The organism is Lacticaseibacillus saniviri JCM 17471 = DSM 24301, assembly GCF_001311785.1.
In the GTDB taxonomy this organism is placed as follows: domain Bacteria; phylum Bacillota; class Bacilli; order Lactobacillales; family Lactobacillaceae; genus Lacticaseibacillus; species Lacticaseibacillus saniviri.
Genome location: NZ_BBBX01000020.1, coordinates 17,747 through 39,734, shown reverse-complemented (window position 1 = coordinate 39,734; position 21,988 = coordinate 17,747). Strand labels below are relative to the sequence as shown.

The following is a 21,988-nucleotide window of genomic DNA, read 5'->3' as shown; positions in this document are numbered from 1 at the left end:
TGACAGGTCTTAGCGACCTTGAAAAAGCTAATTCTTTATTGGAAAAGCTGAAGGCTGCCGCTCAAGGACTTTCAAGCGGAGGCGCAGGTTCCAGTTTTGCAACAAAATTGAGCGCTGATGTTGAAAAGGCAACTGTCAGTGCTGATAAGTTGGAAGCCAAATTAAAGGGCGCTAGTGAGGCCGGTGGGCGCACTAGCGCCTTTTCTGCTATGACAGAAAGCATGGACAAAACAGCAGCCGGTGGTGAGAAGCTGAACAGTTCACTGAAAGAGTCTGTTTCTCTTTCAGAACGTTTAGCTTCAGCTCAGGACAAAGTTGCTAGTTCTCAGAACAAAGCGGCTGCTGATGCCGAAAAGGCATCTAATTCATATCACCAAGCAGCCAATGACCAGCCGAAGACGGCCCAAAGTGCCGCTCAGTTTAGCGAATCATCAGCCAAAAGCGAGGGATCGTGGGGCAAGATTAAGGGTGCTGTCAAAGATAGCTTTGCTATGTTTTCAGTCGGTATGCTCGGTGCGCAAGCAGTAACAGGTGCCGTTGACGGTGCGAAAGGCCTTGTTTCTAGTGGCTTTGAAGGAATCAAAGAACGCCAGGCAGGACAAGCTATGTGGGCGACCTCGATTCAGGATGCCCATCCAGAAATGTCGGATGCGCAACTTAACAAGCAATCCGCAGCTGCGAACATCGCTATGCTTTCGACTTCCATCAAAGCTGGTAACAGCTTTGAAGAAGCCAACTCAATGGCTAAACAGATTTACTCTTCAGATGCTGGCTCCTATTCGGGAAATTTAAAGAAGACACAAGACGTCGTAACAGGGATGTTTAACATTCAAGATGCCAATTCGCTTACCCAGCGGGAAATGGAACAATTTAAAACTGCTGTGGGTAATATTGGTGACTTGGGTAAGATGACAGGGAATGGCGCCAAAAGTCTTAACCTATTGGACGGTAAAATTACACGATCCATTCGTGATGAATATAAGCGTCGAAATGGTCATGAGTTAGGTAAAAATAAATCTGGTAATTGGGATTACGAAGCAGTCAACGCTGAAACTGCTTTTGCTGGCTTGGATAAGTACGGTAATAGCGGTGGTGTTGGTAAGGCTTCAGAACGTTATAATTCAACGATTGGCGGGGTTGCCCGATCGGTTCAAAATGGCCTTAAGAACATGGCTACCAGTTTTGAAACCACATTCGGCTCAGAAATAAATAAATCTTTCGGAGGCAAAGGCGGCCTTCTTTCAAAGACTGCTGGCTTCTTCAACAACCAGAAGCAAATGGATAGTGTAGCCACCGATATGGCTAAAGCTTCGGCGAAGGTAGCAGACGCTATCGGCAAGATGGGAAAAGAAGCAGCCAGTGTTGGCAAGGATCTTGCCCCTCTCGCGCAAGAGTTTGCTAGTGGATTTGGCAAAGGATTTACTAGCACTATTAAAGGCGTCATTAATGATGCGAAGACTGCTTACAACGGGATTAAATCATTGGGCCAAGGCGCTGGGAAACTACTTCCTAAGGGTTTGCTTAGCGATATTGGGGCAGCCGCCGGCAAAGTAACTGCATTCGCAGTCGCGATGCGGGGCTTTCAAAAGTTGCCTGGCATGGGAAGCCTTGTGTCGAAGGCTTTTGCGCCATTTAGCTCAATGCTTGGCAAGCTGGGCGGGGTTGGCAAAACTGTTGATGGGCTGATTTCTAAAGTGTTTGGTATCAAGCCAAAACAAGATACTGCTGGCGACAAAATGATGGGTGCCGCGAATAAAATAGACGGGGCAGCCGATAAGATGAACGGCAAAGGAATTACGGGCCCTGAAAGTGCTGCTAATGTGGCTAAGAATAAAGCCGCAAGCAGTTTTGAATCAACACTTAGTCCAGCTGATTATGTAGGTAATGGTGGCCGCAAACAGTATCAAATTGATCTGGCCGCTGAGGAAAAATCATTTGCGTTATCGCAAGGCCGCAGCGGCAGGATGATTGCTAAAGGCGAAAGTATGCTCGAATCAACTGGGCCTCGTATGGCTCAAAATGTGGGATGGATGACCAAGCTAAAAGGCAATTCTCTAATTAAGCTCGGGGGAATTGGCGAAAAGATTGGCGGATCGTTCTTAGGCTCTGGTGTCTCGAAATTAGGCTCAGGAATAGCAAAGGTAACAGGTGGTTTGAGCAAAGCAGGCAGTTTTTAGGTAAAGGTATGCCTGGCATGAACGCATTGTTTGCTGGTTTTGATGCTTTGAATGCCGTCACAACGACAAAAGCGGGAAGTCTAGAACGGCACCAAAAAGTCGGTGGTGCAGTCGGTGGCGGTGTTGGTGCTACTTTAGGTGGAGCGCTTGGTAGCCTAGCTGGACCGCTAGGAACTGTTGCTGGCGGGGTAGCAGGACAATGGTTAGGTGATAAAGCTGGCAATTGGTTAGGCGGATTATTTGGTGGGAGTAAGCCAAAGCCAAAAAGTAAGGGCGCAAAAACTGCAGCTCAGTATCAGGCAGAAGCAGAACAAAATGTTCAACTTGATCAACAAGCACAGGCGATTGTTCAAGGTAAAGGGGCAAAGAACGCTGCTACGGCAAAAGCCCAAATGCGAGCTGTCCAATCAGGACAAGGGACACGGAGCGCTGATGTTCAAGCTCATGCAGCAAAAGCCAGTTCAGCTCTTGAAAGTGGCGATTATGCTGCTTTTCAAAAGGAATCAGTAGCAACTGCCAAAGCCACCGCTGAATATACGGCTAAAGCAGCAAGCAAGGCCAAAGAAAAGGCTGCAAGCGATAAGCAGTCTGTATCTAGCGCCAAATCAGCTGTTAAACAAGCGGAAAAGAAATCAAGAAGCCCACGATGGATCGTCAATCTCAAATAGAGAACACCGACCGATTGATTAAGGCACAAGAAAAGTTAAAAAAGGCGCAAGATAAGGCATCAAAGAGTGCCAAATCTGCCTCTGCCGCAGAAAAAACCGCCAGCAAAGCTGATAAGGCCAGCACTAAGTTGGGAAATGAATCTGTATCCAAGTCCAAAAAGTCCAATGGTGCCAAAGATGCCAAAAAGACTACTGATGAAGTTAAAAAGACGGGTAAAGAAGCTGAAAATTCCAGCAAAAAAATCTCCAAATTGGGTAACAGTGCTTCAAAGGCATCAAAGACTAGTGCTAAGGCACTTTCTGGCCTGACCAAAGCCCAGAAGGCTGAAGTTGCAAAACAGACCAAGTCTTTTGAAAAAGAGGCCAAGAAACAGGAAAGCTTAGCTAAAAAATCAAATGCAAATTTGAAGAAAAGTTAAAGCCGAAGCCACTAAACAGATTTCAAAGGCAGACAAGACCGCTGCAACCGCGATGTCAAAGAACTATAAAACTGCCTCTAAAGCAGTTGGTCAGGCTCTGAAGTCAGGTATGAAGAGTGCCACAACGGCGGCTAAGAGCGGTGCAAAGAATATCTCCAATGCACTTAAAAATGGATTGAAGAATGCAGGTAAGGGTGCCAAGTCAGCTTTGAAGTCAGTGCCAAAGGATGTTAAGTCCGCTCTGAAGTCAGCGCAAACTGCTGCCAAGAGTGGGGCCAAGAGTATTTCGACAGCAATCAAGAACGGCTTAAAAGATGCCGGCAAGGGTGCTAAGAGTTCTCTCAAGTCCTTAACATCAGACATCAAATCACAGCTTAAATCCGCCCAGTCTGCCGCTAAGTCTGGGACTAAAGGCATTGTGACTGCCGTCAAATCTGGCTTAAAAGCAGTAGATTCTGCTGGTAAATCGTCATTTAAGGGGATTACTAGCGCAGTTCGATCTGGATTGTCACAAGCAAAGTCTGCAGCATCGTCTGGTTCTAAAGGTATTGCCACAGCAGTTAAATCCGGACTTAATAGTATGACCAGTGGCGTCCGAAGTCAGTTTAATAAGATGACTAGTGCTGCTAAATCAGGCATGAGCGAAACAAAAGGTGCGGTGACAAATGGCATGAACCAAGTGTCATCTGCTATTAAAGGTGGTATGGCCAAAGCAGCCAGCACCATGACGTCATCTTTTGACAAAATGGTTAGTTCAGCACAATCTGCGATTTCTCGGATTTCATCAGCGATGAGCAAGATTGGTGCTTCGGCGGATGCAGCTGCTTCAAAGGTCAAGGCATTGCAGACGGCTATTAACTCGCTCAAATCAAAGACAATCACCATTACAGCCAATGTGGCCGGCAAAGGATCTAGCAAGTTAGCAACCGGGACACCAGGTGCCTTATCTGCTTTTAAAGGGTATCTTGCTGGTGGCACACCGATGTTTGGCAAGGGCAAACGATCCAATTGGTCTGGCAATGGTGGCGCGAGTGCCGGTTTATACATGGTCAACGATGCCAAAGGCGCTAATTGGCGCGAATCCTTTATGACTAAGGACGGAAGAATGGGCAAATTCCCGGCAATTCGCAATCTGATGGTCCATCTCGATGAAGGTACTCAAGTACTGAATGGTGATGACACCAAACGGCTCCCACGGCTTGAGACTGGGACACCAGGCTCTAAGGCCGCCATGATGAAACGTAGCGGTGGCAACGCGCCAATTATCAACATCACCGTGAACGTAAATGGCGGTGGTACTGGAGGTGGCCAAGACGCCACAAGTTTGGGTCAAAAATCGGTAATGCGATCGGCGAGCGTCTGCGCCAGATCATGCCTGTTGGTGAAATTTAGAGAAAGTGAGGTGCTTTAATGGCAGTTCTATCTGATGGCAAGAAGAAAGTTGAAATTTCTTTTGAAAGCGAAGAAGAAGCGATTCAAAACACAATTGCGACTCATCCCGTCCAACGTGGCAACCCAATCGTTGACCACACCCAGCGGGAAAGCCAGACATGGGAGTTCAAGGGCAAAATTTTTGGCAAGAATCAGACTGAAATTGACAAGAAATTTCAGCAGCTAATTAATTGGCAATTTTATGGCAATCTGTTGACCTATCACGGAGCGGTGCACCACGGTAACATGCTAATTTCGGAACTGCATAAGACCTATGATGAAGGCGGTTATAAGAACGCACTGGAGATTGATATCAGTTTGACCTGGGTCATGACAGTGACCTCTAGCTTTGTAGGTGCCAAGAACACCGGTCCAAAGTCGCCAACTAAGGGCTCGGCGACAAAGAAGGGCACCTACATCACGGTTAAGGCCGGTGATACCTATTGGGCATGGGCATCTCGCTATGGGACTTCAATCCCAACGCTCCGCTCATGGAATAAGTGGGCGGATACTAGAATCCCCATCGGTGCGAAAGCGAGGGTCAAGTAATGTCAGTTAGAGGACGATTTGAACTCGATTACGACCAGTTGCCAATTATTTTTGAGGCTCAATTTGGCAATCAAAATGTGTACATCGGTCTTAATTACAACGAAAGTGGCCAATTTTTTCACTGCAGACCTTTATGACTCGGACTTCCAGCCTGTAGTGATGGGTGAGCGGCTAGTGTATGGTAAGCGACTTTGGCGGCGACTGGTGGATCCAGAAGTGCCAAAAATCGACCTTGTGCCACTTGATGAAGCAAATAAAGAAACCGCCATTACCAAAGATAACTTCGGTAAGACGGTTTTTCTGTATCAGGACACATTAATTTTGTCGGATGAGGAGGAAGCAAATGGCTAAACAGCAGTACAACTTTGAAATTCGAGTTGAAGTGGCAACCAAGAGCGGAAACCTCGTCTATCGCTATGGCAAGATGCCAGACTGGGTAGAAATTCATTTTAGCGTGCCGTTCTCGGACCAGCCAGACAAAAATATCTCAGAAATCACGATTTACAACATTAATCCGAGCGATTTTAATCGTATTAACAAAGGTGATCGCGTAAAGGTGTTTGCTGGGTACTCTGGTGATGTTGGACTGCTGGTGAGCGGCACTATCTATCGGACCACCATTCCATCACTGGAAGACGCCGACACGGCCTATGTTCTGCGAATCCTTGAAGGCCAGGACTATTCCAAACTCAAGAAGCAGAATCTGACGTTTGCTAAAGGAGCTTCCGGTAGCCAAATCATTAGGCAAGTAGCTGCCAAAGCTGGAATCAACCTTAAATTTGTCTCGCTGAAGACGGACAAGAAGTACAAAGATGGTTATACAGCAGATGAGCAGCCAATGGACACATTGACGACAATTGCAGGCGACTGCAAAACGTCGCTGTTTTATCTGCGCGGTCAACTGACGGTCCAATACATTTATGGTTCAACCAAAGGCACAGATAACTTTGAGCTGGCTTATGCTTCGGGACTGCTTCAGATCCCTACTCGTGAGGATCGTGATGAGGATTGGCAAGATGCTGACGATGATGATGGATTGGGTAAATTCTCATGGTCCGTGGACTCAATATTGAATTACCATATGACCACATTCTCGACGGTCCATGTGAAAACACAGTACGTGAATACTACTATGCGAGTGCTTAACGGTGAACACAGCTTTGATGGTACTCAACCGACAACAAGTTTTGAGGGGGTCACCCAATGAGCACTAATCGTGATAATGATATTAAGTTTTTCCGCGAATTTGCTACTCAATTGGCCATTAGCATTAATGTGGCCCAATTAGGACGCGTCGTCTCTGTTTCTGCTGACAAAAAGAAGGCAGACATTCAGCCAATGGCTCTTAATCAATCAGGTTCTAAACGCGGTATGTTACTCAATGTCGCAGTTGCGCGCCACTTGCAACAAAAAATAAGACTCGAGGCGAATCTTCTTACCTTGACCAAATAAAAAAGGTGATGTGGCCATCGTGGTTTTTCTGGATCGCTCCGTTGAAAACTGGGGTGGCGGTAACAGCGATTTTACGCTGGGATCTTTGAGAATGCACAACGTCAATGATGCTGTAGTTGTGGGGGTGTTGTGATGATTGATTTCAAGCTAGACCATGATGACGATGTTGTTTTTGACATTGATGATATTGCTGAGACATCAGGAATCGATGAAGTCATGCAAGCTGTCAGTATTTTGTTGAAGACACGAATGGGTGAATTCTTTGCAGATGAAGAAATGGGATTGGACACAGAATATGTGCTCGGTAAAGCATACAACGAAGCCTATGCGACGGGTGCCATCACTGACGCCATGCAAAAGGACTCGCGGGTGACCGCAGTCAATGATATTTCGTTGACAGTTGTTGAAAACCGCAATTTGGTAGCAACAGTTGAATTTATGGCGGATGACCGAATTTCAAGCACGGAGGTGATGATACTTGCTTAACAACAAAGGGTTCACACGCCCAACATACAACGAACTAGTCGAGCAGTTAATTGACAAATGGCACCAATTATTCGGCGAACAAGCTAACACGGCCACCAATTCTGTTGGTGGTATTTTATACGCTTAATTGCGTTTTTTCTGAATAAAGTCTATGAGCTATCTGAGTCGGTCTACCAGTCACAATTTATTGATAGCGCCGAAGGGCCAACGCTTGATCAGTTAGCAGCCAATCTCGGACTAGTGCGGCGCTCACCCCAGGCAGCAATGGGCTCAATCAAATTTTATGGTGTTGCTGGTTATGTAGTGCCCGCAGGTGTCATGTTCCAAACTAAGGATGGACTGATCTACATGAATAGTGAACCTGTGACGCTTGTTGATACAGGTCAAAAGCAAATTGATCTCACGGAGCAAGGATTCGGTGTGTTGAGTTATAACGACCAGAATATTGGGATTGGCGAGAGCAAACTACTCTATGCAAATGGCAACGGTGTGAAATACAACAAACCAGGGATTTATGATAAATACCCTGCAGATCAGGTGACGCCCGTTGAAGAAATCCTTTTAGTACAAGTCGGTGAAATCAACGGTGGTGCCGATTTGGAAACAGATGATCAGTTGCGTAACAGACTTGAACAAGCCAGCCAAGAAGCACCAAGTAGCCCGTATAATGGCTTGATTTCAGCATTGTACGAGGTGAACGGTGTTAATGCGATTAAAATCGTGGCAAACGACTCTTTAGAAGTTGATGAATCTGGTAATCCCCCAAAGACACTGCACTTTTATGTCGATGGTGGGTATAAAGATGATATTGCGAAAGCTATTTTCGGCAGTATCGCTGCTGGTGTTCAGTCATATGGCGGTATTGAAGTGCGGGTCAAGGATATTGGCGGCAGCGAGCACAGCGTTTATTACGACGAACCTTCACCATTGAGCGTTTATGCGCACGTAAAGGTTGAGACTAATGACGATTATCCGACAGATGGTCCAGCGCTCATTCAGCAAGCTGTGGCTGACTACGTGAAATCAGTTGGGATGGGCGAAACGGTTCACTATAGTTACCTATATCGTACTATCTACGATTCAATCCCGGGGATTGTAGTTGCAGACGTCACTATTGGAACTGACGATGCCGCTCTATCACCGCAGGACATCAAGCTCGATGATATTCAACGTGCCACAATCACATTGGATTCGGTGGTGGTCGAATGAGTTATTTTGATGATTTTATTTCACTACTGCCCGGATCCATTAATGGATTTGGGACGAATGTACAAAAACTTGCTCGTTTTGTGACTGAGCCGATGTCTGAGGCCAAAGAATTGCTTGAGCGTGTCGAAGCCTACCGAAACATTGATAAAGCAGATGGTGCGGCACTGGATAAGTTGGGTGAAAAGTATGGCCAAGCGCGTGGTCCCGCAGACGATGAGTTTTACCGAGTGATGATTAAATCAAAAATCATCATTCGAGCAGGTGACGCTACGGTCGATGGTATTCTTCGTGCTATTCAAAGCTCACTGAATGTGACCGCAAAAGGTATTCGAATCGAGACAATACGGCCCAATCCAACAGATCCACAGGAACCATTGGCTATCCGAATCACTAACGTGCCCGTTGATATCGCTAAGACTGATTGGGAACAAAATTACTTGTTCAACCGAATCAAAAGCGTTGTTGCGGCGGGAGTTCATGTGCAGTCAATTCAGTTTATGGATAATGCCGGATTCGTTGCTAATACCGTTATCGCAGCTAATACAGCGATGATTTTCAATCGTGAAGAACCATTCGAATAGAAAGGAGAATGACATGACAGAAAAATTTACTGGAGCCGTGTCGGCCACTGGCGTCAGCTTAATTAGTCAGGCCATTGCCGATGGTACTAAACTGCAATTGTTGTCAGTGATTGGCTCAACGACAAAATACACGGATGACCAGTTAAAACAACTGACAGACACTGCCCTAACAAGCGCTTCACAGAACCAGACAGGCTGGATTTCTAACGTTGAAGTTAAAAATGATGACACTGTTTATTTTGAAATTGTTTTAGATGGCACGTCTGTAGCAGCTGATTACACGCTGAACTCAGTCCTTATCTTGGTTAAAGTAAACGACCAGCAACATCTTTTCGCAGTGTTGAAGGCCAACCAAGGCCAATATATGAACGCCTATGACAAGGATTCAAAATCTTCTACCAATATGCAAATAATACAGGGTTCAAAATTTCGAACTCTGCTGTCGTCTCGCTTGAAATCAACCAGGCAGCCTTATTGACACAAAATGATTTAGAAGAGATCAAAAAATATATCAGTTCTGAAAATATTACAGTTATCGAAAATGCGGCCGAAAATGCAAAAGGTTTGGTTGCGGACGAAGCAAAACTTCGTGTCGAAGCTAATACAAATGAAGCGACTACTCGCTCTCAGGCAGATCAGGCCAATAGCCAGGCAATTTCTCAGGAAGCAAAAGACCGCGTCGCTGCAGATCAAGCACTGAGAAAACAAGTGACCGAGGATATTGCACCGAAATTAGAAAATATCGTTTACAAAGACAAACCCGATCAACTGGCAGCAGGTTTTAAATTTGCAGACAATCTGACAATTAATGGTGCGCCAAAACTGGCCATGAACACTGGCTCTGGGACCGGTGATAATCCGGTTCTGCAAGGATACAACGCTGGAACCAATTTGGGTGACATCGTTCGCCTAGGTGGTGGTGGTTTGACAGTCATTGGAGCAGGTGAAAGCAGTTCTGATATTGTGGCTAAGATTCTCTCAGGAACTATGCCTTCGACATTTCCCGCAGTGTCAAAGGACGGAGAATCAAGTGTGGTGGCGGCGGATGAAAAGTTGCTGCTTGTATCTGGCTGGCAAGATCCCAATTCTGCCAAAGTTATTGATGCTGCGGAAATTATGCAGAAAAGCGACCTTAATAAAGAATATGGCAAGCTTAGTACCACTAATAATCCTAATTTCGATACTATGACGATTACTGGAAACTTCACTGTTAGCAACACAACAGTTGCCAACAATGCACCGGTGGATGGGCAATTTGGTCGACTTGAGGTGCGTGACGTGTACGGAAGTGTTGTCCAGACATTCATGCCAGATACCGCAAGCGGCCAATCTTGGCATCGCGAGCTTTATCATGGACAAACATGGTCATCTTGGCAAAAGGCGCTTGAAGAAGCAGACTTAGATCCCTATCGAAATTGGTATGGCACACTAGCCGAATATCAGGCGTTGGATGCCTATGATAACAATCGGGATTACTATATTATTGCAAAATTTGAGGTGATGGTATGAGTAGCATTCAAGGTATTTATCACGGCAAACGCCCAGTATTGGAAATTAGAAAAGGAAATATACCACTTTGGAAATCTAATGGATGGACTACGCCGAACACTAATATTGGTTTAGCATATTCTGTCAAGGTTAATACCTATTACAGAGGGATGGCTTTACCAGATGGTCGTATGGTATACGGCTTTTTAGCGAATCCTGCTAATGTTATTGAATCTGATTTAAGCATTTCAACCCTCAAGCTACCAGAACCAATGTATTCTGGCGCCATTGATCCACAACAGAGATTGGCGGTTATTCGGAATGATTTAGCTTCAAGCTATTTCGCAAGTCCTAGTGACATCACACAAAAGATCGGAGGGTCTGATGTACCTTACAATGCTTTGGCCGTATCGGAAACGGGTGAATTTATGGCCTTTAGCACTTACTATCGACGTGTGGATTACTTTAAAACAGCCGCTAGTTCACAAAGAAATATTATTTTTGGCTCTAACGCATTTGGAATCAGCTACTATCACAATTTTTCTACGTGCTCTATTCTCAAGGAGTAAATGGAATTAAGTTGAATAAATATGATATTGATGGAAATCTTGTTGCCACCAAAGATGATTCTCAGACATTTATTACTGTTGGAGACCATGGAAATGTCTCTAACTCAACGCAAATGACTTACGACGCGGCGGGAAATATTTTGTGGTTATCACTTATGCCACAGATACACCACGCCTTTACAAGATCACGACAAATCTTCAAGTGTTCCAATATAAGTTGCCAAATATCAGCTCAGTTGTTGATGCGGACATTTTTAATGGATAAATTAGGTAACTTATTTTTGATTAGATACTCAGGTTCACTTAATTCAAATGGCGTAAATAATCTGGAAATATCAAAGTTTAAAAATGATTTGACCTTGGAGTGGTCAACCCTGGTTAAGGGCGCGGCGGTAACTAATGTCAGCATGGATTTGCGTGGAAATATTTATGTTAAGAATGGGTCGATGGTTGATGTCTATCAGCAAATTCAAGCTTAGGGGGAAGGATATGTGGGACAAAGTTAAAACCTATCCTGAGCATTTTTGGCTCGGAGTAGGTCTGATAGCGATCGGAGTGTGGCTAATCACAAACGATCGCTTTTTTATGTGGCCGCCGTATGCAGTCGATTTTTTAACGATGACTTGTTTGGCGGTTTTTTCGTGGCAGATGGATTGGGACTGTTACTTTGGCTTTTGGAAGGGAGTGTTTCGGTTAAGTGGAACAGGCGCTTCATTACAATAGCCGCGTGTTTGATGGGATTCCTATCGTCATATCAGTTCTTGATTTGGGTAGCGACTGGACATTATATGAGTTGGATTTCCAACACAATCATCACAGCCTTTGTGCTGATCATGGCACGAAGGAGTGATACGCGTGAATCATAATATTCTGGAAATTGCGCCTTATTTGGCTGGTATCATCACGGCCTTTATTGGATTGCTAACTTTTAGCGAGTCTAAGCGCAAAACAAAACACGACGAGATGATGGACCTTTATGACAAAGTCAACGCTGACAACGACAGGCTTCGAAAGGAAAACGAGTCACTAAAGAAACAACTAGAAGAAAAGGAGAATGGATAACATGGCAGCTAAGATTGAACAAGGTATGCAGGCAAAGCAAAACGAGGGTATGGCTTCAACGCAGGTGATGTTGCGTGTCGCCGATATTTTAAACGAGCGTGGCACCATTGATGACGTTGAACCAGCATTGCGTGGCGCGGTTGCACAAGAACTTGGGTTTTATCTTAATCCACGCAAAATTCAACTGAGCTTATCACCGCCGGTACGGCAGAGAGTAATGAAACAGATCAACCAGTGGATGGAGGCGAAATGAATGAATCAGCAAATGTCTAAATTGGTCACACAAGCTCTGGTAATTATTATTGGTGTAATTTATACCTACTATCAGCAGCATCGGGCTAAGATTGATGCTGCAGTTAAGGATAATCAGGCAGCTAAAACAGCTCTGGATATCGTCAATAAGACCGCAGTCTTTGTCGTGCACAAGTTAGAGGCCGGTGATCTTGATAACAAGGACAAGCAGGTTCAGGCAGTTAAGCTAGTGCAATCTACGTTGCAGACACTCGGTTTACCGGTCTTAGGCGATGAAGTTATTGCTGGAGCTGTTGAATCAGCAGTCAGTGCAATGCATCTTGCGTATGACACACAAAACCAGCAGCCAAGACCGTCGGTGCTTCGACAATTAAAATCGATGCTAGCGAGGTAACCAAGGCGCTTGAAGATAAATTGGCTGAAATAACAGCCCTGGAGAATAGCAATGAGCCAATTCAAACAGGTGTAGTCGATGTATCAACGGATGAACAGGGAGGAGGCCCTATGAGTGACTAATCCAACAGTATTTTTCGCAGCAATTAAAGCAGGAGCATTGAAATCATGGTCACGAGGAGTTCTACCATCTGTGACGGCGGCCCAAGCAGCTATCGAATCAGCTTGGGGGTCATCACAGCTTGCTTTACCACCAAATAACAACTTATTTGGTATCAAAGGTACCTATAACGGTCAATCGGTGTGGTTCCCGACGCAAGAATGGTCTGCGGCAGCTGGCTACTACACGATTAATGATGCGTTTAGAAAATATCCTGATTGGTCAACTAGCGTGCTAGATCATGCTAGTTTTTGTCGACAATAGTCGGTATCACAATCTTTTGGGCGTTAAGGACTACCGGACATTTGCCCGTTTAGTACAATCTGACGGCTATGCCACGGCACCAAATTACGCCGCAACAATCATCTCGACCATTGAGGCCAACGGTTTAGCTGCTTGGGATCAGGAAGCATTTAATGGCGTCACCGGTGTTGTCGAATCATGGCCACACAAGGCGATTGACGAGTCTGTCGCTCAGGTTGTCTATCAACCAGGCTATGGAGTGAACACCTATTATGACAATGGACAGTGGACTGGGCGCCGTCTTGCTCATGGTACCCGCTGGAAGGTACAAGGCCGCCGCGTGATTAAGGGCCAGACAATGTTACTGGTCGGCAAAATCAATGGCGGTAACGAGTATCTACCTATCAAATACACAAATATCGACGACGCTGTTCTCACGGTCAACTACAAAGAGGGCTGGGGCGTCAATGTGTATGATGGTAACGGCAAGTATTGGGGCCGGCGCCTCAAGACAGGCACACAGTGGAAGAACAACGGTACCAAGACCATCAATGGCAAGCCGATGTACCTAGTCGGCAACAGCACCTATTTGCCAAAGCAATACACACAATTTGGCCCTGGCAAGCCATAATAATAGAGTCACTGACAGCTAACGCGGTTGGTGGCTCTTTTTTTTGCTCATAATTGATGTGAATTTGAGCTTTTAGAAGATTTGTATTAGTAGTATTATTAATGAATAGAAATAGGTTACAAGCCTGATTTCTTTAGCTTTTGCAGAAATTCGAGAGGTGCGATGATTGCCAGTATTACGTTGGTCACGTTGGTGATAATCATTCATTTCTCTGTCGGCGAAAGCTTTTTTCATTTTCAGAAGGGAAACGGCTTAGTCAAGCATAGAGTACACTCAAAAAATAGACCGCCCATAAAGGCGGCCTATTTTTATAGTTCAAAACCAGCTATCGGTGAGCCGTATGTCTCTTTTGCCAGTGTCACAATCTGATGATAAACACGATCTATATCATTGTGTGAGCCTATTGCCACAAGTGCCACCGAGATTGTTTGACCATCGCTGATGATTTCCATTGTTAAGCCGCCTGAAAGTGCAAAGGTTTGAGCCTTCATACGCTAACCTCCTTTTACATAGAGATTACGCAAAAGCCGTGTTTCCACGGCCTGTAGGGCAAAATTTATACGCTAATCCTTGAAGGTATCGATATGAATAGGCTCCAGCGGCATGCCATACTTTTCAATGAGTTTATCCATGCGGGCTAAATAGTGTTGATCAATAAGCCGCTTATCTTTAGATACAAGCAAGCGAGTTTCTACTAGAATGTTGTCGGATTTTTCGATGGTAATCAGATACTTACCACTAAGAAAATGGTGTGTTGTCATGAGGAGGGTCCTTTCTTTTTGTTGCCCTACATATAAAGAAATACCTGAGAAGCTAAAAAGTCTATACCCGAATCTAGAATAATTTAAAAAGCAACCACTCCGAAGAACGGCCGCTAAAAACGGAATCAATTACTATAGAAGAAACCCAATCAAAGTGTTAATCGACTGAATCGATGATGACGGCCCGGATGTCTTTGATTGCGACAAATTGGCGTCGCCTAGATAAAGCATCTGATTTTCCCAGCCTTGGATGCGTCCAATGATGGGGATTTGGAAGCGTTGGTTGAGGTCGGTGACATTTGTGTAGATAATGACTGTCTGGCTCTTCGTTTGTGCCTGTTCAAGAAGTTCTTTGATGCGGGTAGGCATCATAGGATCGGGAATCTGCTGATGCCACATCTGTTCATCTTCTTTAGCTTCAGTCTTGAGTGCGCTGGTGTGGTCGCTTAAAAAGTAACCTTGCCACTTTACCATTCCTCGATCTTGATAGTCATTTTTGAAAAAGTTCGCTGCTGTTGCTTCCGGGTCGTCAACTGGTTTAATGTGTGCCATATTTTCACCTCATGCAATCATTGATAGGGACCGTGGTGCCAGATTAATAATCTCGGCTTGTTCGGCATCTGTCAGTGATCGGTTCAACAGGCGAGGTAAATCGTCCAGCAGCTTAACAGTTTCAATTAATCCGATAGTTTCACCAGCAACTCTAATTTTGGTCATGCCAGCAGGGCAGTTTTTCCTACTTATATAAAATTTGTCTATGATTACAATCTGGTTCATGCGATCACCTCCTTCAAATATTATCGAACATACGTTCGAAATATTCAAGAGAAATTTCGACTTGCCGACGATTTGCCGACGGAATTTCTAATCAAATAAAGATCACATAAAAGAAATAGTTCAATTGGAGCTGAAATTGTCTTATAATGTCTGAATTTAAAAGCGATATAAGCGGATTAAATCAGAGTATTTAGTTGAAATCAAAGGACATTATAAGAAGCCTTTATGAGCATTTTGAACATGAACGAAGAGGATACTAAGGGCAAGTAATTAATTCAACGTCCCATAATTGTTTCGGCAATGTTGGCTGACAATTATGGGATTTTTTGGTTCACGGGCTGCAGCGGCATTGGCGAGGAAGATGATCGAAACGGTCTTTTTACATTAGTTGAGAAGCTTGAAATGTCAAAAAGACCACTAACACAAGCAGGTGTTAGTGGTCTTTTCTCGTAAGCTAGGCCAATGGCAGAATTGTGATTGCTAGCTGGATTACTTGCCAGCTTTTGTCCAAGAATGAGGTCTGTGGTTGCCATTGATGTTTAACAACGTCGGTGACTTGCCAAACGGTGGCAATCAGTAAAACGAATGCGAGAAACTTAGTCAAAATCGCAATAGTGGCAAATAAAATAATACGCATGCGCTTCCTCCTATCTTGTCTTCAGAACCATCTAAAAGTCGATGAAGTTAACTTTTGATGATAATACAATGAGTAAACGCGAAAGTCAATCCTCGAGTGCTTAATGTTGTTGAAAAGCGAAAAAGTCGTACATTGACCTTGACATAACGTTTAGCGCTGGAAACATCGAGACTGAGGAGGGGTTTGATGAATCGATTGAAGCCAAACACGCTAAAAGGTCGTCAGCAAAGACTCGCGGCCCTGTTACTCATCTTTATTGTGCTTACCGTGATTGATCCGCGTTCATTATTGGTTCAGTTGCTTGCGTTCTTTTTCCTCGCGGCCATTATTGTCTCAGCAGTCAAAGTGATCCGCGAGAGAAGTGCGATGAAATCAAAATAAAAGCCACTTTCCAGAAAGTTTCTGGACGGTGGCTTTTTGGATCATCAACCAATTAGTTTAAAAGGGCCACGCCGAATGTGAGATAGGTGGCAAATAGTAACCAGAGTAAGTAAGGAACGAGTAAGTAGGCCGCCACTCGATTTACAGGTTTAAAGCTGCGGATGCACATGATGACCACTGCGTCGAGCAAAATGATGATGATGAGTCCAATGAAGTATTGGTTGCCACCGAAGAAGACGATGCTCCAACAAAAATTAAGTATTAATTGACTGACAAACAACCAGAAGTTGATCCGGGTTGTGGCGCGTGACGCGCTATCATTTAAAACAAGATAGCCAGAGATACCAATCATTAAGTACAGAATTGTCCAAACTGGGCCAAATACTGCGGCAGGTGGTGAGAAAATGGGTAAATTCAGTGCGAGATAGTGAGTCTTGATGTCACCCGCTAGAACACCGGATAGAATCCCAGTCATCTCAACCACAACAACAAAATAAAAGGTGTAGCCAGTTTATCTTACGCTTTGCAATCATAGTTATTCCCCCTTATTTCAAGCTTAGCATGTTGCTCTGGCTAAACTAAAGAAATCGGGTTAGTCGCGACGCCTTATCGCTAATGGTCGGCTAAATTTGTTTCAGAGCTTAAAGAAATCAAAATCATCGCCATCACCGATGCTGTTTTCCGGCTTCTCTGGCTTTGCGCTCGGCAATATAGTTGTCCCACCATTGATCATCATAAGTTGGTACCTTTTCCTGCTGAGCTGCAGCACTTATTTGGTCATACTCGGCTAGCGTCATAGGCGCGCGAGGCTTGTTGGCTTCATGCCTATGTCGAGCGATTAACCTATCTTGGATGGTGAAAATATCTGCTGCCAATTGCCCGAGTTGGTTCGCTTGAGCACGAGTCCCGCCAGTTTGAAGATCAATAAAATCGGGATTATCTGCGATTAAGTTGGATTCAGAAATAAAGCGCAGGATGATGGGGCCGGGATGTTCGGTGCTGACCTCATCAAATTGCCGACCAATCATTAAACCAGCCATGGCACCAGCTGGCCCGGCAAGAACGCCACCGATGACAGTGCTACCAAATCCGCCATGACCTTTGATTTCGGTTGTTGAATACCCGTAGGACCAGACGTTCACCAGATAGAAGATTTGATTTGGCACGCGACTATTGGTGAAGTGAATGGCTTGCGAGCTGGCATCAAACGTAAATTCAACGAGTTCCTCGTTATAGCCTAACCGGGCCGCGTTGTCCGGTGAGGTCAGTAAAAAGCGCCCCATCACGTTTCCTTTTTTTTTTGAATTTATATCTCGAGTATACGATAAATGCGAGTTTAAGGGTACATGTTATAATGAAAACGGATAAATACAGACACCAGTGAGGTGATTCGAGATGAAACGAAAAGCGTACTTGTTCATTGTGCTTGCGGCGTTCGCAGTTGATTTTTGGCATCACTTGTTGTGAAGAATATGATTGTTTTGTTGAGCACGAGTTTAGCCATCAGATTGTTTCTACTGCTACTGACCATTGTCTTTTTCCATGATGTGTATGCGACATCGTTTAGACGCGCCTTTCCTAAGGGACAACCCATCAAATGGCTGGGGCAGGTCTATCGTTTGGCGGGTTATATTTTGCTAGCGGGCGCGGTGCAGTTCTTGGCACATCAAGTGAATGGCTTTCTACCTGCGCTCCCGACGCCAGAGGTTATTCTGCCGAAATGGCAGGTAGTTATCTTTCAGATAGTGCCACTGCTCATTGCACCATTCATAGAAGAGTTCGCCTTTCGATTCGTTCTGATTAATCCCGATTCATCACACGTTGGTCGGCAAATTTTATGGTCGTCACTATTTTTGCTCTGATGCATACCGGTTATCTGTCCGTTGGTGAAGTGCTTTTTGCATTTATTATGGGTCTGATTTTGGGGTGGATCTACAGTCGCACCCGCAATATTCTCGATTCGATTGCGCTGCATTTCTTTGCTAACTTTTTTAGTATCGCAATATAAAAGAAGCTGTGACAAAAGACGCTTTGAGAATGAGGATTAACAAGGATTGATGATAAAGCCCGAACTTAGGCTTTTAAATCAATCCAAGTTAACCGGAATTCTCAGTCTTTTGGAACGCGATTAGTCTAGTTTGTTCGGAAATAGAAATAGGGTTGTGACAAAACTACGTTTTGTCACAACCCCTTTAGTTTGAAAACAGATACTAACATTACTGTACGCGCAGTTCCGCCGCGCTCACCAGCGTCACTGTTTTTCGCTGTAGCGTACTAATGAAATCCGTAAAATCCGTCGTCGCCTCAATAAAGTGCAGCGCATTGATCATCTGTGGGTGGCCAAACGTGAGTTGAATTGGAAATTTGGTGTGCGCCAACTGGTTTCGTGTTGTTTTGACAAACTCGGGTTTGGCATAGGGTAGACTGTTCATGCTACTCATGTTTTGCCCTTGTGTCGCGAATCCCGTCAGCAGTGTTTTTAATTTGTCGGTGCGCTTTGGATGCCATTGTTCCGAGATGCTGTATAGGAAGAGGATGGATTCTTCATCAGTGATGACGGTTGGCTTTTTAATTGCCTGTTGTAGGTCATTGAACATCAAGCACATCTCCCTTTGAATTTACTTGAAGTGTAAGCGCAAACACAACTTCTGTCAATGGCACCAAATTATTTTAAGCCCATCAACAAGCATCAGAACCAATACATACATATATCTTGTGTTATGTAATCTTTAGCCCCCATATATTGTGGTATGATGATAACACGTTAGTAATTGGGGGAATTGATATGGCAACATCACTTGAACAAGCCGTTGATCGGTTAATCTCGCGGGATTCACGCGTGGTCCACGAAAATGCAAATAAGGACAGTGAGGTCTTTGCGACTTTTCGCGACCTCACGGCTGGTGTCGTCAGCAAGAACCGGGGATTGGCCATGCTGCCACCGGAAGTCGCTGAAGCACACAAAATGGGGACATCCATTGGCACGATTTGGATTACAGCCCATTTATGCCAGAGACCAACTGTTGCTTAATTGACTTTGGCGAGATGCTGAATCATGGCTTTAAAATTGGGAATGCGGCCGTTGAGCAGGCACACTCAATTGGTGTCGCGGTCACGCAGGCCACGCAAATCATTGCCAATGTCGCTTCAAGTCAATACGGCGGCTGTTCATTTGATCGGGCTGATCAGGTATTAGCACCATTTGCCGAAAAGAATTATCAACATCACTTGCACGTCGTCGAAGAATTGACCGACGATGTTGACAAGCGTGAACAATTCGCGCGCGAACAGACGATTCGCGATATTAATGCGGCTATGCAGACCTTTGAATATCAAGTGAATACACTTTATTCCACGCAGGGCCAACGCCTTTTGTCACACTAGGCTTTGGGCTAGGTGAAAATTGGATTGAACGCGCCATTCAAAAGGCGATTCTGCAGATTCGCATCAATGGCCTGGGTAAGACCAAGCGCACTGCAATTTTTCCCAAGTTAGTGTTCACACTCAAGCGGGGCCTGAATCTGAATGCGACTGATCCCAACTATGACATTAAGCAGCTCGCCATTGAATGTGCCACCAAGCGGATGTATCCCGATGTCCTGAGCTACGACAAGATTGTTGATCTGACGGGGAGTTTCAAGGCGCCTATGGGTTGTCGGAGTTTCCTACAGGGTTGGCAGGACCCCGAAACGGGTGAGGCGGTTAACTCTGGGCGGATGAACCTCGGTGTTATCACCATGAATCTGCCACGGACTGCGCTGGAAACCCGGGATGATCAAGCGGCCTTCTGGGACTTACTCGAACAACGATTGGCCATTGTCAAAACGGGCTTGTTGTATCGAATTGAACAGACCAAACAGGCAACACCCAAGCAGGCACCCATTTTGTATCAATACGGCGCTTTCGGTAAGCGCTTGGGTGTCAATGACGATGTGGACCAGTTGTTTAAGAACTCACGGGCCACGATTTCTCTGGGTTATATCGGTCTCTATGAAGTGGGAACGGTCTTCTTTGGCCCAGAGTGGGAGAAGAATCCTAAAGCTAAGGCATTCACAATCAAGGTATTGCAGGTTCTGGATCAGGCCTGCAAGGATTGGGAAGCGGAATATGGGTATCATTTCTCTGTCTATGCGACACCTTCTGAATCGTTGACGGATACGTTCTGCCAAGCTGATCGCAAGAAGTTTGGTGAGATTGCCGATATCACGGACAAGAACTATTACACCAATAGTTTCCATTATGACGTGCGCAAGAGCCCGTCACCATTTGAGAAAATCGACTTTGAAAAGGATTATCCGCAGTACTCCGCTGGTGGTTTTATTCATTATTGTGAATATCCAAACCTCAAGCAGAATCCAGATGCCCTTGAAACGGTTTGGGACTACGCCTACGACCGCATCGGTTACTTGGGAACCAACACGCCGATTGACCAGTGTTTCAAGTGCGGTTTCCAAGGGGAATTCCTAGCCACCGCGAAGGGTTATGTCTGCCCTGATTGTGGCAACCACGATCCAGCTCAGTGTGATGTGGTCAAGCGATTATGTGGGTATCTCGGAAATCCGAATCAGCGGCCAATGGTTCACGGTCGCCAGGAAGAAATCAATCATCGCGTCAAGCACCTGCAGTTCAGCAACGATGCATTCAATACACACGCGTAGGAGGGGAGCAAGATGCATATCAGTGCCAAAGAATTAAGTGCTCGGCTACCCAAGAATCCCGCGCCAAAAGAATGGCTCGCACCCGATCTCAGTCAAGACTATGTGGCCGATATCAAGTATCACGATGCTGTCGATGGCCCGGGTTATCGCGTGGCGGTGTATCTGTCTGGATGTCGCTTCCAGTGCCCCGGTTGCTACAACCAAGCTGTGCAGAGCTTTCGCTACGGCCGGCCGTTCACCGATCAAGACTTTGAGGAGATCATGGCAGCGCTAGCTGAGCCCTATTATCAGGGGTTAACACTGCTCGGTGGCGAGCCGTTTCTCAATACCCGCATTGCATTGCGGTTGGCAAAAGCGGTGCGCGAACGCTATCCGGATAAAAATATTTGGAGTTGGAGCGGCTACACCTACGAAGAACTATTGCAAGATTCCGCTGATAAGCTGGAACTACTCGATACCATTGATGTCTTAGTGGATGGCCGGTTCCTTGAGGCCGAAAGGATCTCACGTTGAGTTTCCGCGGCAGTCGCAATCAACGTCTTGTTGATGTGCCCGCCAGTCAACAGGCAGGCAGTGTGCAATTGTTCGACGCCTGGTACGTGAAATAAAAATAAGCTGTGACAGGCCCAACGCGGTCTGGTCACAGCTTATTTTTATTGGTGCGATATATTATTAGTACTCGACGTTATCGGCGGCACCCATGGTTACGGTAGGGATACTCAAATCGAGAACCTTGCCCAGGGTCAGCATTGCCTCGTGCCGGGTTGGAATTTGATCCATATCCCAGATGATGTTGGCGATTCGGCCACCAGCGTAATCAAATGATTCCGCATAGAGGTAGTCGAGATTACCGGCATCATGTTCGTTTGTGCTCAGTTGTTCTTCAATTTCGTGAAGCACATCACGATCCTTGAGTTCGGGGACATCGAGTTCAGTGACATACCCGTTTTTCTCGAGTGCTGCTTTAGCGGCAGCGATAACTGTTGTAGCAATTGCCATAATAA

31 protein-coding genes and 3 pseudogenes are annotated in these 21,988 nt (G+C 45.3%); 25 read left to right on the top strand and 9 right to left on the bottom strand.

All coding sequences use genetic code 11. The annotated features are described in order from the left end of the window. Positions 1-38 precede the first annotated feature (38 nt). The 20 genes from JCM17471_RS10400 to JCM17471_RS10300 all read left to right on the top strand — a co-directional run bounded on the left by JCM17471_RS10400 (position 39) and on the right by JCM17471_RS10300 (position 13,770). On the top strand, positions 39-2,177 hold the full coding sequence (locus JCM17471_RS10400; protein WP_156321684.1) for a hypothetical protein: 2,139 nt from the start codon (positions 39-41) through the stop codon (positions 2,175-2,177). Between the two features lie 17 nt (positions 2,178-2,194). Then, the gene (locus tag JCM17471_RS10395; protein WP_162208386.1) at positions 2,195-2,845 is read left to right on the top strand and encodes a hypothetical protein; all 651 of its coding nucleotides are present in this window, start codon (positions 2,195-2,197) and stop codon (positions 2,843-2,845) included. Further along, the gene (locus tag JCM17471_RS10390) at positions 2,824-3,264 is read left to right on the top strand and encodes a hypothetical protein (RefSeq protein ID WP_054777830.1); all 441 of its coding nucleotides are present in this window, start codon (positions 2,824-2,826) and stop codon (positions 3,262-3,264) included. Before JCM17471_RS10395 ends, JCM17471_RS10390 begins: the two co-directional genes overlap by 22 nt. Positions 3,265-3,316: 52 nt before the next feature. Further along, complete coding sequence (locus JCM17471_RS10385; RefSeq protein WP_054777829.1) at positions 3,317-4,675, top strand: hypothetical protein; 1,359 nt, start codon at positions 3,317-3,319, stop codon at positions 4,673-4,675. Then, a complete protein-coding gene (locus JCM17471_RS10380; protein WP_054777828.1) occupies positions 4,675-5,244 on the top strand; it encodes a LysM peptidoglycan-binding domain-containing protein in 570 nt (189 codons plus the stop codon). The genes JCM17471_RS10385 and JCM17471_RS10380 overlap by 1 nt, the downstream gene beginning before the upstream one ends. Before the next feature lie 63 nt (positions 5,245-5,307). After that, the gene (locus JCM17471_RS10375; protein ID WP_054777827.1) at positions 5,308-5,595 is read left to right on the top strand and encodes a phage baseplate plug family protein; all 288 of its coding nucleotides are present in this window, start codon (positions 5,308-5,310) and stop codon (positions 5,593-5,595) included. Further along, on the top strand, positions 5,588-6,451 hold the full coding sequence (locus tag JCM17471_RS10370) for a phage protein (protein WP_054777826.1): 864 nt from the start codon (positions 5,588-5,590) through the stop codon (positions 6,449-6,451). The genes JCM17471_RS10375 and JCM17471_RS10370 overlap by 8 nt, the downstream gene beginning before the upstream one ends. Next, on the top strand, positions 6,448-6,696 hold the full coding sequence (locus JCM17471_RS10365) for a hypothetical protein (RefSeq protein WP_054777825.1): 249 nt from the start codon (positions 6,448-6,450) through the stop codon (positions 6,694-6,696). Before JCM17471_RS10370 ends, JCM17471_RS10365 begins: the two co-directional genes overlap by 4 nt. Positions 6,697-6,828: 132 nt before the next feature. After that, complete coding sequence (locus JCM17471_RS10360; RefSeq protein ID WP_054777824.1) at positions 6,829-7,182, top strand: contractile injection system sheath initiator; 354 nt, start codon at positions 6,829-6,831, stop codon at positions 7,180-7,182. Between the two features lie 264 nt (positions 7,183-7,446). Beyond that, complete coding sequence (locus tag JCM17471_RS10355; protein ID WP_054777823.1) at positions 7,447-8,391, top strand: baseplate J/gp47 family protein; 945 nt, start codon at positions 7,447-7,449, stop codon at positions 8,389-8,391. Then, the gene (locus tag JCM17471_RS10350; RefSeq protein WP_054777822.1) at positions 8,388-8,972 is read left to right on the top strand and encodes a hypothetical protein; all 585 of its coding nucleotides are present in this window, start codon (positions 8,388-8,390) and stop codon (positions 8,970-8,972) included. Before JCM17471_RS10355 ends, JCM17471_RS10350 begins: the two co-directional genes overlap by 4 nt. Before the next feature lie 13 nt (positions 8,973-8,985). Next, positions 8,986-9,450, top strand: a complete 465-nt coding sequence (locus JCM17471_RS10345) for a hypothetical protein (RefSeq protein ID WP_054777821.1) — start codon at positions 8,986-8,988, stop codon at positions 9,448-9,450. Continuing rightward, a complete protein-coding gene (locus JCM17471_RS10340; protein ID WP_054777820.1) occupies positions 9,447-10,481 on the top strand; it encodes a pyocin knob domain-containing protein in 1,035 nt (344 codons plus the stop codon). The genes JCM17471_RS10345 and JCM17471_RS10340 overlap by 4 nt, the downstream gene beginning before the upstream one ends. Further along, a complete protein-coding gene (locus JCM17471_RS10335) occupies positions 10,478-11,029 on the top strand; it encodes a hypothetical protein (protein ID WP_054777819.1) in 552 nt (183 codons plus the stop codon). Before JCM17471_RS10340 ends, JCM17471_RS10335 begins: the two co-directional genes overlap by 4 nt. A gap of 11 nt (positions 11,030-11,040) precedes the next feature. Next, positions 11,041-11,508 (top strand): hypothetical protein, encoded by a 468-nt coding sequence (locus JCM17471_RS10330; RefSeq protein WP_054777818.1) that lies wholly within the window; start codon positions 11,041-11,043, stop codon positions 11,506-11,508. A gap of 376 nt (positions 11,509-11,884) precedes the next feature. Then, a complete protein-coding gene (locus JCM17471_RS10320; protein ID WP_225354256.1) occupies positions 11,885-12,091 on the top strand; it encodes a hypothetical protein in 207 nt (68 codons plus the stop codon). A gap of 1 nt (position 12,092) precedes the next feature. Continuing rightward, positions 12,093-12,344, top strand: coding sequence for a hypothetical protein (locus JCM17471_RS10315; protein WP_054777816.1), 252 nt, complete (start codon positions 12,093-12,095; stop codon positions 12,342-12,344). Then, on the top strand, positions 12,345-12,737 hold the full coding sequence (locus tag JCM17471_RS10310; RefSeq protein WP_054777815.1) for a phage holin: 393 nt from the start codon (positions 12,345-12,347) through the stop codon (positions 12,735-12,737). It begins immediately after the preceding gene. Positions 12,738-12,851: 114 nt separating this feature from the next. Continuing rightward, entirely contained in the window at positions 12,852-13,160 is a 309-nt protein-coding gene (locus tag JCM17471_RS15440) for a glycoside hydrolase family 73 protein (protein WP_225354255.1), read from the top strand. Continuing rightward, positions 13,138-13,770, top strand: a complete 633-nt coding sequence (locus JCM17471_RS10300) for a glucosaminidase domain-containing protein (RefSeq protein WP_054777813.1) — start codon at positions 13,138-13,140, stop codon at positions 13,768-13,770. The genes JCM17471_RS15440 and JCM17471_RS10300 overlap by 23 nt, the downstream gene beginning before the upstream one ends. A 308-nt stretch (positions 13,771-14,078) precedes the next feature. Here JCM17471_RS10300 and JCM17471_RS10295 read toward each other — a convergent pair whose 3' ends face one another. The 5 genes from JCM17471_RS10295 to JCM17471_RS10275 form a co-directional block, all read right to left on the bottom strand. Next, positions 14,079-14,261 (bottom strand): hypothetical protein, encoded by a 183-nt coding sequence (locus tag JCM17471_RS10295; RefSeq protein WP_054777812.1) that lies wholly within the window; start codon positions 14,259-14,261, stop codon positions 14,079-14,081. 72 nt (positions 14,262-14,333) lie between these two features. After that, the gene (locus JCM17471_RS10290) at positions 14,334-14,531 is read right to left on the bottom strand and encodes a hypothetical protein (RefSeq protein ID WP_054777811.1); all 198 of its coding nucleotides are present in this window, start codon (positions 14,529-14,531) and stop codon (positions 14,334-14,336) included. A 132-nt stretch (positions 14,532-14,663) separates the two neighbouring features. After that, the gene (locus tag JCM17471_RS10285) at positions 14,664-15,083 is read right to left on the bottom strand and encodes a hypothetical protein (RefSeq protein ID WP_054777810.1); all 420 of its coding nucleotides are present in this window, start codon (positions 15,081-15,083) and stop codon (positions 14,664-14,666) included. Positions 15,084-15,092: 9 nt separating this feature from the next. Beyond that, the gene (locus JCM17471_RS10280; protein WP_054777809.1) at positions 15,093-15,308 is read right to left on the bottom strand and encodes a hypothetical protein; all 216 of its coding nucleotides are present in this window, start codon (positions 15,306-15,308) and stop codon (positions 15,093-15,095) included. A 454-nt stretch (positions 15,309-15,762) separates the two neighbouring features. After that, positions 15,763-15,945 (bottom strand): hypothetical protein, encoded by a 183-nt coding sequence (locus JCM17471_RS10275; RefSeq protein WP_054777808.1) that lies wholly within the window; start codon positions 15,943-15,945, stop codon positions 15,763-15,765. 186 nt (positions 15,946-16,131) lie between these two features. Between JCM17471_RS10275 and JCM17471_RS10270 the strand changes: the two genes are divergently transcribed. Beyond that, the gene (locus JCM17471_RS10270; protein WP_054777807.1) at positions 16,132-16,326 is read left to right on the top strand and encodes a hypothetical protein; all 195 of its coding nucleotides are present in this window, start codon (positions 16,132-16,134) and stop codon (positions 16,324-16,326) included. A gap of 52 nt (positions 16,327-16,378) precedes the next feature. On the opposite strand, the pseudogene JCM17471_RS10265 reads toward JCM17471_RS10270, so the two are convergent. Together JCM17471_RS10265 and JCM17471_RS10260 are read right to left on the bottom strand one after the other, a co-directional pair. Continuing rightward, positions 16,379-16,859 (bottom strand): annotated as a pseudogene (locus JCM17471_RS10265) (TspO/MBR family protein). Between the two features lie 132 nt (positions 16,860-16,991). Next, a complete protein-coding gene (locus JCM17471_RS10260) occupies positions 16,992-17,609 on the bottom strand; it encodes a hypothetical protein (RefSeq protein ID WP_054777806.1) in 618 nt (205 codons plus the stop codon). A gap of 165 nt (positions 17,610-17,774) precedes the next feature. On the opposite strand from JCM17471_RS10260, the gene JCM17471_RS10255 reads away from it, so the two are divergent. Next, a complete protein-coding gene (locus JCM17471_RS10255; RefSeq protein WP_054777805.1) occupies positions 17,775-18,188 on the top strand; it encodes a hypothetical protein in 414 nt (137 codons plus the stop codon). After that, positions 18,164-18,334, top strand: coding sequence for a CPBP family glutamic-type intramembrane protease (locus tag JCM17471_RS16625; RefSeq protein ID WP_082395298.1), 171 nt, complete (start codon positions 18,164-18,166; stop codon positions 18,332-18,334). The genes JCM17471_RS10255 and JCM17471_RS16625 overlap by 25 nt, the downstream gene beginning before the upstream one ends. A gap of 208 nt (positions 18,335-18,542) precedes the next feature. Here the strand turns inward: JCM17471_RS16625 and JCM17471_RS10250 are convergent, their stop codons facing one another. Then, entirely contained in the window at positions 18,543-18,923 is a 381-nt protein-coding gene (locus JCM17471_RS10250; protein ID WP_054777804.1) for a hypothetical protein, read from the bottom strand. A 212-nt stretch (positions 18,924-19,135) separates the two neighbouring features. On the opposite strand from JCM17471_RS10250, the pseudogene nrdD reads away from it, so the two are divergent. Further along, a pseudogene (gene nrdD, locus JCM17471_RS10245) lies at positions 19,136-20,984 on the top strand (anaerobic ribonucleoside-triphosphate reductase); the annotation flags it as partial. Between the two features lie 12 nt (positions 20,985-20,996). Next, positions 20,997-21,592: pseudogene (nrdG, locus tag JCM17471_RS10240) on the top strand (anaerobic ribonucleoside-triphosphate reductase activating protein). Between the two features lie 64 nt (positions 21,593-21,656). On the opposite strand, the gene JCM17471_RS10235 reads toward nrdG, so the two are convergent. After that, positions 21,657-21,983, bottom strand: coding sequence for a hypothetical protein (locus tag JCM17471_RS10235; protein WP_054777803.1), 327 nt, complete (start codon positions 21,981-21,983; stop codon positions 21,657-21,659). Positions 21,984-21,988 lie beyond the last annotated feature (5 nt).